Annotated in this window: 14 protein-coding genes; 7 read left to right on the top strand and 7 right to left on the bottom strand. The window is 55.3% G+C overall.

Annotation, left to right across the window (positions count from 1 at the left end; all coding sequences use genetic code 11):
• The first annotated feature begins 222 nt into the window (after positions 1-222).
• From rpmH to D9V82_RS07430, 7 genes are read left to right on the top strand one after another with little or no spacing between them, the layout of a single operon-like run.
• Positions 223-366, top strand: coding sequence for a 50S ribosomal protein L34 (gene rpmH / locus D9V82_RS07460; protein WP_121911785.1), 144 nt, complete (start codon positions 223-225; stop codon positions 364-366).
• 3 nt (positions 367-369) lie between these two features.
• On the top strand, positions 370-750 hold the full coding sequence (gene rnpA / locus D9V82_RS07455) for a ribonuclease P protein component (RefSeq protein ID WP_121911784.1): 381 nt from the start codon (positions 370-372) through the stop codon (positions 748-750).
• The gene (gene yidD / locus D9V82_RS07450; protein WP_183122483.1) at positions 738-1,019 is read left to right on the top strand and encodes a membrane protein insertion efficiency factor YidD; all 282 of its coding nucleotides are present in this window, start codon (positions 738-740) and stop codon (positions 1,017-1,019) included. Before rnpA ends, yidD begins: the two co-directional genes overlap by 13 nt.
• A gap of 13 nt (positions 1,020-1,032) precedes the next feature.
• Positions 1,033-2,016, top strand: a complete 984-nt coding sequence (gene yidC / locus D9V82_RS07445) for a membrane protein insertase YidC (RefSeq protein WP_121911783.1) — start codon at positions 1,033-1,035, stop codon at positions 2,014-2,016.
• Between the two features lie 33 nt (positions 2,017-2,049).
• Positions 2,050-2,649 carry a 16S rRNA (guanine(527)-N(7))-methyltransferase RsmG gene (gene rsmG, locus D9V82_RS07440; protein WP_167449755.1) on the top strand — a complete coding sequence of 200 codons (600 nt, stop codon included), beginning with the start codon at positions 2,050-2,052 and terminating at the stop codon, positions 2,647-2,649.
• Between the two features lie 10 nt (positions 2,650-2,659).
• On the top strand, positions 2,660-3,508 hold the full coding sequence (locus D9V82_RS07435) for a ParA family protein (RefSeq protein ID WP_121911781.1): 849 nt from the start codon (positions 2,660-2,662) through the stop codon (positions 3,506-3,508).
• A gap of 6 nt (positions 3,509-3,514) precedes the next feature.
• Positions 3,515-4,555, top strand: a complete 1,041-nt coding sequence (locus D9V82_RS07430; RefSeq protein ID WP_121911780.1) for a ParB/RepB/Spo0J family partition protein — start codon at positions 3,515-3,517, stop codon at positions 4,553-4,555.
• A gap of 84 nt (positions 4,556-4,639) precedes the next feature.
• Here D9V82_RS07430 and D9V82_RS07425 read toward each other — a convergent pair whose 3' ends face one another.
• The 7 genes from D9V82_RS07425 to D9V82_RS07395 all read right to left on the bottom strand — a co-directional run bounded on the left by D9V82_RS07425 (position 4,640) and on the right by D9V82_RS07395 (position 12,518).
• Positions 4,640-5,995 carry an MFS transporter gene (locus D9V82_RS07425; protein ID WP_121911779.1) on the bottom strand — a complete coding sequence of 452 codons (1,356 nt, stop codon included), beginning with the start codon at positions 5,993-5,995 and terminating at the stop codon, positions 4,640-4,642.
• A 140-nt stretch (positions 5,996-6,135) separates the two neighbouring features.
• Positions 6,136-7,317: an N-acetylmuramoyl-L-alanine amidase gene (locus D9V82_RS07420; protein ID WP_167449752.1), complete on the bottom strand. Its 1,182-nt coding sequence runs from the start codon at positions 7,315-7,317 to the stop codon at positions 6,136-6,138.
• 83 nt (positions 7,318-7,400) lie between these two features.
• The gene (trxA, locus tag D9V82_RS07415) at positions 7,401-7,724 is read right to left on the bottom strand and encodes a thioredoxin (protein WP_121911778.1); all 324 of its coding nucleotides are present in this window, start codon (positions 7,722-7,724) and stop codon (positions 7,401-7,403) included.
• Between the two features lie 7 nt (positions 7,725-7,731).
• Complete coding sequence (gene trxB / locus D9V82_RS07410) at positions 7,732-8,658, bottom strand: thioredoxin-disulfide reductase (RefSeq protein ID WP_121911777.1); 927 nt, start codon at positions 8,656-8,658, stop codon at positions 7,732-7,734.
• A 167-nt stretch (positions 8,659-8,825) separates the two neighbouring features.
• Complete coding sequence (locus D9V82_RS07405; protein ID WP_121911776.1) at positions 8,826-9,374, bottom strand: RNA polymerase sigma factor; 549 nt, start codon at positions 9,372-9,374, stop codon at positions 8,826-8,828.
• 93 nt (positions 9,375-9,467) lie between these two features.
• Entirely contained in the window at positions 9,468-11,987 is a 2,520-nt protein-coding gene (gene pepN, locus D9V82_RS07400) for an aminopeptidase N (protein WP_121911775.1), read from the bottom strand.
• Positions 11,988-12,071: 84 nt separating this feature from the next.
• On the bottom strand, positions 12,072-12,518 hold the full coding sequence (locus tag D9V82_RS07395; protein ID WP_234456992.1) for a hypothetical protein: 447 nt from the start codon (positions 12,516-12,518) through the stop codon (positions 12,072-12,074).
• Positions 12,519-12,536: the final 18 nt, after the last annotated feature.

Raw genomic sequence — 12,536 nt, 5'->3', positions numbered from 1 at the left:
GATTTGTTTCCAGAGGTTTAAATCACGTAATCTGGCATGGTCTATTGCAACAGAGAGTTGCGCGTGAACAGGACAGCGTCGCTTCGCATTGGCTGGGCTAACAGAGCTCGCCGAGCATTGGGTCAAAGGTGACGCGTCAGGTTTATGGAATCCATTCAGCAGTGGATGCGCTGCCGTTTTGTGGCGGCAGTGTGTCCACGTACAACTTCAAGGAGAATTGACGTGGCAAAGGGTAAGCGCACGTTTCAGCCGAACAACCGTCGCCGTGCACGTAAGCACGGTTTTCGTACTCGCATGAGCACCCGTTCGGGTCGCGCAATCGTGGCCGCTCGGCGCAAGAAGGGCCGCGCAAAGCTGACCGCGTAAGTCATGCTGCCAGCCCATCACAAGCTCACATCACCCCCGCAATTTCGGCGGACGATGAGGGGTAGTCGTCGGCAGGGCACTCGTACCGTTGTCGTTCATGCGCGCGACACCATGAGTGCGAATTCCAATGGCCGCATGGGCAATCCGGCCGAGATCGCGGCCACTGGGCCGCGCTTCGGCCTTATTGTTTCTAAAGCCGTCGGGAATGCAGTGGTACGCCACCGCACCTCCCGGCGGCTTCGCCATGTATGCATGTCACTCATCCCCAAACTCCCACCGGGCGTGGATGTGGTGATTCGTGCGCTACCTGCAAGTGCGACCGCCACTAGCGAGCAATTAGAAAAAGATATTACTAAGGCGCTGCGCAAGCAATGGGATATTTAAATACCCGCGGGAAAGAAATTCCAGCAGCCTCCGGACTGGCCGCACCGCTGGTTAAAGCGGTTCGTTTCTACCAAAAGCATGTCTCGGGCCTTAAAATGGTATCGACCTGTCGGTTCGAACCGACATGCAGTGCTTATGCTTTAGAGGCGTTGTCCAGACACGGCGCCCTTAAAGGTACGGCGATGGCAATGGCTAGGGTGTGCAAATGTGGGCCCTGGCATCCGGGCGGATTTGATCCAGTCCCGGTACCGGTCACCAACAACAATTGAGGATTCAACACTCGTGCTTAATTTCATTTACTGGCCAATTTCGGCCGTTTTATGGTTCTGGCACTGGCTGTTATCTTTCGTAATGGATCCCGCATGGGGCATTACGTGGATTTTGGCCATCGTGCTGCTGACTTGGACACTGAAGGCACTCATGGTTAAGCCCACCGTGAGCCAGATTCGATCTTCACGCCAGATGCAAGAGATCCAGCCCAAGATGCAAGAAATCCGAGCGAAGTACAGCAAAGATCAGGCTCGGGCCGCGCAGGAGATGCAAAAAGTCTATAAGGAAGCTGGCGTTCGCCCTATGGCCGGCTGCCTCCCGGTCTTGGTGCAGATTCCCATGTTTATTGGTCTTTTTCACGTGCTGCGCTCATTTGACCGCACGGTTTCTGTAGCCGGCGGCATTGGCCACCCCAGCGGTAATCCGATGTCCATTGAGGCCAACGCCAATACCGCGAACTATATTTTTAAACCGGAGCTAGTCCAGCAGTTCTTGGACGCCAAGATCTTTGGTGTTCCGCTGGTTACGAACCTGCGCCTGAACTCGCCCTTGGTGGAAGGCGTTACCACCACCACGCAGGCGGCGTTCATCATCGTGCCAATGATTGCCATCATCGTGGTGTTGATGCACTTTAACGCGCGCATGAGCCTGAACCGCCAGGAAAAGCGTCGCGCCCAGGGTAAGACTTCCGCTCCGCAAGGACAGAATGCGGAAATGATGCAGCAGCAGATGGCTATGATGTCCAAGATGATGCTCTGGGTAATGCCTGCAATGTTGATCTTTTCCGGCTTTATTTGGCCCATCGGTTTGCTGTTTTACATGCTGTCCAACACCGTGTGGACTTTCTTCCAGACCCGCATCATCTACAGCAAGATGGACCGCGAAGAAGAAGAGGAAGAGGCCGCTAAGATTGAGGCCAAGCGCACTACCGCTCCGAAGCCGGGTGCTCGCAAGATAGACAACCGCACGAAGAAACAGCGGAAGAAAAACAATTAAACAGCTACTGAGGAGATTCTCATAGTGTCCGAGATGGACCCGTCTGCAGTATTTGGCTCTCGCCTGCCGCTTGCGCAGGAATATCACGATTCGCTCGCTACAGACGGGTCCACTCGTGGTTTTATCGGCCCGCGTGAGGTACCGCGGCTGTGGGAGCGCCACATTTTAAACTGCGCAGTTATTGAACACGTAATTCCGAAAGGCGCTACGGTTATCGATGTCGGCTCTGGTGCAGGGTTGCCCGGAATCCCTCTGGCCATCGCTCGCCCCGACCTGGCCATCACGCTCATCGAGCCACTTTTAAAGCGCTATAACTACCTCAATGAGGTTACTGAAAAGCTAGGGTTAGATAATGTCACCGTGCTGCGCGGGCGCGCCGAAGAAGGTCCGATTAAAAAGGCAGTGGCTGGCGCGGATGTGGTCACCTCCCGCGCGGTAGCACCCCTGGGAAAGCTGGCAAAGTGGTCTCTTCCCCTAGTGCGCAAAGGCGGAGAAATGATTGCGTTAAAAGGTTCTTCTGCCCATGAAGAGTTGGAGCGCGATGCCGCGGATATTAAGAGAGCCGGCGGCGGAAAAGCCGAGGTCACAACCGTTCACGGAACCACGATTATCCGTGTCCGGCGCGTGAACTAAAGTAGACGGCATGACTAATCCGCGCCTTATCACCATTGCTAACCAGAAAGGCGGCGTAGGTAAAACCACCTCCGCCACCAACTTGGCCGCAGCCCTTGCTACTGAAGGCAAGAAGGTATTGGTCATTGACCTTGATCCGCAGGGAAATGCCTCGACCGCCATGGGCGCGGAACACAGCTCAGGAACCGATTCCAGCTATGAATTGCTCTTGGGCGAATGTACTGCGGACAAAGCCATGCAGGCTTCTCCGCATAATTCCAACCTCTATTGCATCCCTGCGACTATTGATCTGGCCGGTGCGGAAATAGAGATGGTGTCTCTTGTGCGCCGCGAATTTCGCCTTTACGATGCTCTCCATAAGGGATTCTTAGAAGAACACGGTTTTGAATACGTCTTTATTGATTGCCCGCCATCTTTGGGCTTACTGACGATCAATGCCATGGCGTGTGCGGAGGAAGTGATTATTCCTATCCAGTGCGAGTACTACGCACTGGAAGGCGTGGGCCAGTTATTGGGAAATATCACGATGATTCGCGAGCACCTCAATGAAGATCTGCATATTTCTGCGGTGCTCCTTACCATGTATGATGCACGTACACGGTTGGCCGAGGAGGTGGCCGATAACGTCCGCGAGCAATTTGGCGCTGTCGTCATGGGCAACGTCATTCCGCGGTCAGTGCGCGTCTCAGAGGCGCCGGGTTACGGGACCACGGTGATTGATTACGACCCTTCGTCCACCGGCGCCCGGGCATACCTCGCGGCGGCTCGCGAGCTGGATAGGCGCGGTGATTATCGCCCGCATCCCACGACGGGAGCAATTGGCGTGAGCCCCGAAATTTATGCGGAACTGGAAGGATAGGATTTCATGGCAGAACAAAGGCAAGGTGGCCTAGGCAAAGGCTTGGCCGCTCTCATCCCTTCCGGCCCCGATGCACCCACCCGTAAACCACGGCTGGGTGATTCCGCCGCAGATATTATCCTGGGGAAATCCACAGGTAATAGTGAGCGCAAGGCACGTGGCGAGAAGCGCGTCAAAGGCGCTCCCACGATTCAACAAAGTTCCGGGTCCAAGGCCTCCGCAAAGCGGCAGGTTCCTCCGGCAGCAATCGGCGCAACCTACCGCGAGATTTCTGTGGGGGAAATCGTCCCTAACCCCAAGCAACCGCGTACTGTTTTTGATGAGGATGAACTCACCGAGCTAGTTCACTCCATCCGCGAGTTTGGTCTTTTGCAGCCGGTCGTAGTTCGCCCCTCCGAGCAGGGTGGATTCGAGCTCATCATGGGCGAGCGTCGTTGGCGCGCGTCCTCCAAGGCTGGTTTGGCCACCATCCCTGCTATCGTGCGCGATACCAAAGATGACAATCTGCTTCGGGATGCCTTATTGGAAAACATCCACCGTGTCCAGCTCAACCCTTTGGAAGAGGCACACGCTTATCAGCAGCTTTTGGAAGAGTTTGGAGTCACTCAAAACGAACTAGCGGATCGCATTGGCCGTTCTCGCCCACAGGTGACCAATACGCTCCGCCTGCTACGGTTGCCGGTAGCTGTGCAGAAGAGGGTTGCGGCAGGCACTCTTTCGGCCGGTCACGCCCGCGCTATTTTGGGACTCGATGACCAAGAAGCGATGGATTACATTGCGGACCGGGTTATTTCGGAGGGGCTGTCCGTGCGTGCTACTGAAGAAGCAGTGACGCTATATAAGCGCGACGGGAAGCCGGCAGGGAACAAAAAGAAGTCTCAGGTCCCGCAGCCGCAGTTTTTCACCGACTCGGCTGAGCGCCTCTCGGATCGTTTCGATACCAAGGTCACCGTGACCATGGGTAAGCGGAAAGGCAAGATGGTCGTAGAATTCGGCGACCAGGAAGATTTCGAGCGGATCATGGCGCTGATGGAGCGGGTTAAATAACTGGCTCCTGCGGCTGTGTCGTCGAGACGCTAGCTAAAGATCATAAATTAGTGCCCTCCCTCTAAAAAGGGGGGGGCACTAATTTTAGGAAAAGATGAAGTGGCCCTTGGACTGTTCTTCTTCGTGTTCGGGACCAAGTGGAATGCCTTTGCGTTCGCGCAGTAGCAGGGCCGCGAAAAATCCGACGATGCTTGCGGATACCAGATAGACGGATACCGCAAAGGTGGTGCCCGTTGCTTTTACTAAGGCCGCTGCGATCATCGGGGCGAACGCACCGCCAAGAATAGAACCGATGGCGTAGGTAATTGATACGCCCGAAGCACGAATGGACGCAGGGAAGAGCTCAGTGTACATAGCAGACTGAGCACCGTAGGTTAAACCCAGTCCCACCGTCAAGAAGATGAGGGCGGCATAGAGCATTCCCAGCGATGCTGTGTTTACTAGCGGGAAAAGGGCTGCAGCGCCAATTGCTTGAATAACAAATCCGATGAGGTATGTTGTGCGGCGGCCGATATAGTCCGATAACCAACCGGCGAAAAGCGTGAAAATGAGCCATGTGACGGCGGACAGCGTTACCGCATTAAGGACTTCGCCGCGTGAAAGGGCCACGGGTCCCTCGGGGTTCGTTGCGTAATTTTGGATATAACCACCGGTGGTCATATAGCCCAAGGCGTTGTTAGCTGCAAAAACTAGGGCTGCGACAAAGACAAGCGGGAAGTACCGCTTGAACAGGATACCTATGGGGTTTGCCGCCTCACGTTTCTTATTATTCGAGATTTCCTGAAAGACAGGTGACTCATCCACACCAACGCGGACGGCGTAGCCGATAATAACCAATACGAAGGACAGCAAGAAGGGAATACGCCAGCCCCATTCAAGGAAGGCATCCCCTGGTGCGATTATATTCATGATGGATAACATGCCAGAGGACATCAGCAAGCCGATGGGGACTCCGATTTGTGGACCAGCGCCGAAGAGACCGCGCTTATCTTTGGGAGCGTGTTCAACTGCAAGGAGCACCGCAGAGCCCCACTCTCCTCCGGCGGAGATACCTTGAATAATGCGGAGGAAAATTAATAGGATGGGCGCCCATACACCCGCCGTATCGTAGGTAGGCAGAACGCCGATGAGCGTGGTGGCCCCACCCATTGCAAAAAGGGTGACTACGAGGACGATACGGCGACCAAGGCGGTCACCATAATGGCCCGCTAAGAATGCGCCAAGGGGCCGAAAAAGGAAAGACAGCCCTACGGAAGCGAAGGAAACGATGCTGGCTACCCCACCTTCTAAGGAGCCGAACATCACCTGGTTGAACACCAAGCCGGCGACGGCGGCGTAGAGAAAGTAGTCGTACCATTCAATCGCCGTTCCGATTGTGGTGGCCGCTACTACGCGGCGCGTTTCTCGCCGAGAAATCGGCGCGGCGGTCGATCTGTCCATATAGAAATCCAATCAGTAAGTAGATATCAAAATGTTAAAACGATACTAGACGACTGAATTCTATTGGTACAAAACGATGCCGTTAATTGTGCACGGCAACTAGCGATGTTGTCGGTTCCGTGTGCTCTAGCATGCGCCGTCTAAGCCTGCTCTGCCTGCAAAAGTTCGGAGAATTTGTAGGTGCCGGTAATGGCGGTGTCTTGCTCCATCAGGTACATGCGTTTCACGGCGATGACGATTGCTTCTGCAATATCGTCACGACGCTTCGGGTTGGTTAGGATTTTGACGTCCTCCGGGTTGCTGAGATAACCCAAAAATATTTGTACCACCGGCATTTGCGTCAGGCGCAAAAGATCCCAAGTGCGGCCGTGGTTAGAACAGTCCTGTAGATCTGTACGGGCGACGATTTCACGCTGAATGAAGCCAGAAAGGGCCTCACCAATGAGTGAAGAGTTTCCGGATTCGGAACCGAAGTAGAACGTGGCGACACCGTGAGCCTTGTCATTGGGATAGGAATCGCATGCCAAAGAGATGACCATATCGGCATCAAAAGCATTGGCCAGCTCCGCACGAGATTGCACGTCCGCATCATCGGTGCGGGGGCGGGAAATAATGGTTTCCATGCCAGCGGCGATCATGCGGCCTTCGATGCGTTGGGTGAGATCCCAAAGGATTTCTTGCTCAGAAATATCACCGAAGCGGCCTTTGACCGTGAAGCCGGAATCCCGGCCGCTGAGCGCGGGGTCAATGACGACGCGCTTGCCTGCCAACTTCGGCCCGGCATTGCGCACGCGCTCGCGCTCTAAAATATTGTGCGCCGAACCGCCAGTGATGCGGCGGCCAAGCAAGCTGAGCGCGCGAATAGTGGCGGGGCCACATACGCCATCTTCCTGCAGCCCGCAATTGTGTTGGTACTCGGTTAAGGCAGCGTGGGTATTGCGTCCAAAATGACCATCGACGCGATCTTGATAAAAACCCAGTTCTTGGAGTTGTTGCTGCAACTGCGAAATGTCATCGCCCACCAATGCATTGGTGGGCTCGTAGCTTAATACCCGGCTACCTAGGGTATAAGAGGCTTGGCGCAACTCGCGCAGAGTCAGATCGTCGATCTCTCCCGTGGGAAGGATGCCGCGCGATTGCTGGAATGCCTTGAGCACCTCAGCGAGTTCGGCATCAAAGGTCGTATCAGTCTCGGAATACTTCTGTTTTTTCCAGTCAGATAGTTCACCCGGGAAATCTGATAAGAGGCCAAGGCGAGCCAAGGTTGCGCGAGCTTCAGCCACGCGCACGCTTGAATCACCAACCTGAAGAACACGATTCACGCCTTTCACCCTTTCCACGGCCCGAGGACTTTGAGCCGCATGGCTTATTCTCTACACGATAACTCTAGTAACAAGATTAACAGCTACAAATGTTTTTTCACTTGCGCCACGATGTCATCTTTAGAACGTAGGCCGACGAACTCGTCGACCTTCTCGCCATGGTTGAAAATCAATACGTTTGGGATGGACATGATTTGAAACATGGCACCAAGGTTTCGCTCTTCATCGACGTTGACCTGGGCGATAGTGACTTCACCGGCGAGCTCATCTGCGACCTCTTCCAAGATCGGAGATAGTTTTTTGCATGGCCCGCACCATTCCGCCCAGAAGTCCACGACGACGGGCTTATCCGCCTCGATGACATCGGAACGGAATGTTTCAGTGGTTACCTTTTTGACATTGCTCATAGTGGATCTAACGGTTTGCAGCCAAGAATTGTTCCGCATCGATGGCTGCGCGGCAGCCAGATCCCGCGGCGGTAATGGCCTGCTGATAATGGTCATCTACCAAGTCACCACAGGCGAAAACGCCAGGCAGAGAGGTCTTGGTGGAGGGCTGATCCACCTTGACGTAGCCGTTTTCATCAAGCTTTACCTGGCCGTTGAGGAAGGACGAACGCGGATCGTGACCAATGGCAACGAACATGGCGGTTACGTCCAAGGTAGAGGTTTCTCCAGTCTCAACGTCCTTGAGTTGGAGCCCGCCGACCTTGCCGTTATCTTCGAGTACGCGCTCGACAACCTTATTGGTTTCCCACTTGATCTGCTCGTTTTCCCGGGCGCGCTCCAACATGATCTTGGAAGCGCGGAACTTTTCGGAGCGATTCACAATGGTGACAGATTCCGCAAACTTGGTCAGGAAGGTAGCTTCCTCCATGGCGGAATCGCCGCCGCCGATCACGGCGATATTGTGCCCCTTGAAGAAGAAGCCATCGCACGTAGCGCAGGTAGAAACACCCCGGCCGGAAAGCTCTTCTTCGCCAGGAACGCCAAGATGGCGTGGTGCGGCACCAGTAGCGAGGATTACCGTGCGGGCTTCGAAAACCTCGTCCCCGACGTGGAGTTTTTTAATTTCGCCCTCCAACTCAACGGAGTCGACGACTTCCATACGCAGATCGGCGCCAAAGCGGATTGATTGTGCGCGCATTTCTTCCATGAGCTCTGGGCCCATGATCCCCTTTTGGAAGCCGGGGTAGTTCTCCACCTCGGTGGTATTCATTAATTCACCACCGTATTCAAATCCCTCAAACACAATGGGGCTGAGTTCAGCACGAGCGGCATAAAGCGCGGCAGTATAACCGGCGGGTCCGGAACCTACGATGGCAACATCGTGGACGGTCATTGCTAACTCCCTAGAATCACAGTGTCATTTTGCGTAACAGCATGAGTCTACCCGCCAGATTGTGAATCCTTCATATTAGAAAGGCTCGCCGCAGCGAAATTGATGCAAGAATGATGCAATATTGAAATGTAATTTAGCGCCAACGCCTCCTGCCACCGCCCATGTACTTAACCAATTGCTTCGCGCAAGACCTCCCGCGCGCGTGCCCGGCGAGATTTAATGGTGCCAGGCTTTACTCCCTGCGCGATGGCGACTTCGTTGACGCGGAACCCGGCGATATCGGTAAGCATGAGGGCTTCGCGCTGATCTTGTCTTAAAAGCTCCATGGCCTCGCGGACGACGAGCTGCTCGGCCAAGGTTTCAGATGGGTTATGTGCCAGCAGTGGATTGCGGTCATCGCTAAAATCATCGGTATCAAGTGACGCGTTTTCCCTATTAGCCCGGTGATTTAAATAGTCGTAGCCGGTGTTTTTAACGAGGCGGTGCAGCCACGTGCTTAAGGCCGATTCCCGCCGGTAGGTATGGAGATTGCAGCTAGCGCGCAGGAAGGCTTCTTGCACGACATCTTGTGCGTCGTACTCATTCCTTGTATATTGCCGAGCCACAGTGGTGAGCCGCTTGCGGTGGCGTTCCACGATGGCCGAAAAAGCCTTATTATCTCCCTGGATAAAAGCATCCACTAATTCTTCGTCGCTGTGGTCAGGACTTAATGGCATCTGTAGATTCCCCCCGGATCAACAAGTGTTAGAGCAATTGTGACCCGAGGAGAAGTGTGGCGCGAGCCGACGGCAGTACAGTCTATTGACCGTCTACTGCTGGGCGCGCACGCGCAGAGTGCGCCGCAGGTTATCGCGGCACTCTAAGAGCACGCGGCGTAGCGCACCAGGCAAATCCTTGCGGAGGAGATCTGTGGTGGCGGACTCGGCCATGGAAGATTCCGGATAGAGGCCACGGACCAGCCGGTTGGCTATCTCAATGGGGTGGTTATTCCATATGTCTTCGACACGGCGGAAGAACTCTTCGGCGAATTCTTCCTGCAGCTCCGCCGAGCGTGGGGCGTTGAAACCGACCAGCAAGGCATCGACCTCCGCATTGGAATACTCCCCCGGTATCAGTGCGCTATTGAAGGCGGCTCGCTTAGTCTTCGAATTGGGGAATGCGTGGCTAGCGCCCAAGAATTCGGCGGCGCCGGTCAGCGTGTTATCGCGCTGCTTTTCTGCCTCCAGCTCATCCAGTGCCACGTCATCGCGGGCGGCAAGGGCGCGCAGAATGGACCAGCGGATCTGCGGATCGAGACGCAGGCCCTCCACCGTGCCGGCGAGCAGGTCACGCAGACGATCGGTACCGGAGGTCTCCGGCGTGGCGGCGAATGCGACAATGGCGGTCCGGGCCAGAATGAGTTGCGCATCGGAGCCTGGATCTGCGGCGCTGAGTTGTTCCCACAACGCGTTGGCGAATTCGGCGCACACCTCTTCGCGGCGATCGTGGGCCACATAGTGCTGGATGGCAAAGTGCGCATTGCTGTAGGCAGTCGTCAGCAGCGTCGCATTGGTCTCTACGGGAGCGTGTTTGGTGACGACCCTCACGTACTCCTCCGCCTTCCATTCTCCGTCTCTGGTGAGATTCCACAGCGAGGTCCAGATGACCGCGCGGCTGAGCCCATCTTGGACTTCGGATAGGTGATCGCTGAGGGTGGCAAGTGAAGCATCATCGAAGCGGACCTTGGTGTAGGTGTGGTCGGCATCGTTAAGCAGTAGCAATGCCGGGGCCTTCTCCCCCGCTGCCTCATCCACGATGGTGCGCTGCCCACTGGCTGGAAGGTCGATGTCGAACTCGCGGTACTTGTTCAAGGAGGCATCAAAAAGCGCCACGCTTAGGCGGTGTGGGCGGGTTATATCCTCGGCCTCGGCGATGATCGCGAGCTCGGTGATCTTATCGCCCTCTGTGTGCAGTTCCGGGGTAAGGGTGTCCGGCCCCCAGGTGCGCAGCCACGCCTTCGACCAGGAATCGAGGTCGCGTTCAGTGTGTTTCTTCAGGGCCCTAAGCAGGTCATCTAAGGTGGCCGCGGCGAATGCATGCTCTTGGAAGTAATCCCGCGCACCCGCGTAGAAATTATCGCGGCCGACGTAGTGCACGAGTTGCTTGAGCACCGCCGCGCCCTTGGCATAGGTAATGCCATCGAAGTTCTGGCGTGCAGCATCCACGTCTGGAATATCTGCCTTAATCGGGTGTGTGGTGGGAAGTTGATCCTGGAGATAAGCCCAATTTTTGCGCTGGCCGGCGAAGTTGATCCACGCCTCTTTATAGGCGGTGGCGTGCACGGAGGCATCGGCACCCATGAACTCGGCGAAGGACTCCTTGAGCCAAAGATCGTCCCACCACTGCGGAGTGACAAGATCGCCGAACCACATGTGCGACATCTCGTGCAGAATAGTATTGGCGCGAGCGGCCTTCTGGTTACGCGTAGCCTTAGAGCGGAAGATATAGCTTTCCGTGAAGGTCACCAGGCCTGGGTTTTCCATTGCGCCGAGGTTATATTCCGGCACGAAGATGGAATCGTACTTGCCCCATGGGTAGGCAAAGCCGAAGTTCTCGTGGAAATAGTCCATGCCCTGCGCGGTAAGCTCTAGGTTTTCCTCGTCCAAATATTCAAACATGGAGGCGCGGGCAAACGCACGCAGCTGCGCGGAGTGAGCGCCATCCGGTGAGGTCCAGGTGCGCTCCCGATACCTATAAGGCCCAGCGGCAAAGGAAGTGAGGTACGTCGAGAGCGGTGGGGTGGGCGCGAAACGAACCGTGGCGAGATCTCCGTGCTCCTCGCGGTCAGTCTCTGGCTGGTTGGACAGGATCTGCCAATCCTTTGGCGCGGTGATTGTGATATGGAACGGCGCCTTGAGGTCTGGCTGCTCAAAACAGGGGAAGATGCGGCGGGCATCAGAAGGCTCGAGGTGCGAGTACAGATAGGTCGCGTTATCGGCTTGGTCGTGCATACGGTGTAGACCCTGACCCGTGCGTGAGTAGCGCGAGGTGCCGGTGACCTCGATGGTCAGCTCCTCTCCCACCGGTAGCTCGTGGAGGCAGATAAGGCTGCTATCAAAATCGACGTCGTGCGCCCGACCGTTAACCGTTACCTGTTCTACCGATTCTCCCAGGTAATCCAGGAAAAGCTTAGGCTTGGTGGTGGTGAGCTCTATGCGGCTCGTTGCGCCGAACGTGGGGCTTTCTTTCACCTGAGACAAATTGAGATGCACATGGTATGCCCGCAGGTCTAACGCTGCAGAGCGCTCTTGGAGCAGCTCATGCTGGGTTTTAACGCGTTGTGTCGTCATAGCTAGAAACTATAGTTACCGCAGTCTTAGATTTAACACGATATCGGAATTGAAAACAATAAATGGAGTGTCGCGATGCCGAGCTCAGATTTCACTTTCCCGCGATTTGATAATCGCGATAGCAGCGAAAACAAGGAATATGATCAATCCGCCAGCCGTGGCAAAGCCAAACGATGCCATTGCGGAATTTGAAAAGTTCTCTCGGACCGCAAAGCCCACAGCTGAGACAAACCCCGCGGCTATCGCGATGGAATTTACGGCAAGTGGAATCGTCGCCTTATAGTCATGAATTTGCCAGGCGGTGACTGCCGTTCCCAAAAGCAGCCCAATAACCGTAAATGCATTGTCTTGCATGTACATAGCCCACAGAGACGAGGAGACCGCTAAAATTCCCAGCGATGCGTAGGTGAGGCCTCGTGAAGTAGTGGCTTTTTTCATGGTGTTCTCCTTGCGTCTCATCACGGCAATTCTGTCGGTGATTCCTAGGGAGGAAACCACGTCCAGCTTTGTCACGCCGTCAATACGAATCACGAGATCAGGGTTTGTGTT

This window comes from Corynebacterium macginleyi, assembly GCF_003688935.1.
Classification (GTDB): Bacteria; Actinomycetota; Actinomycetes; order Mycobacteriales; family Mycobacteriaceae; genus Corynebacterium; species Corynebacterium macginleyi.
Note: the sequence above shows the minus strand (reverse complement) of the source record. Positions and strands in the feature narration are given on the sequence as shown.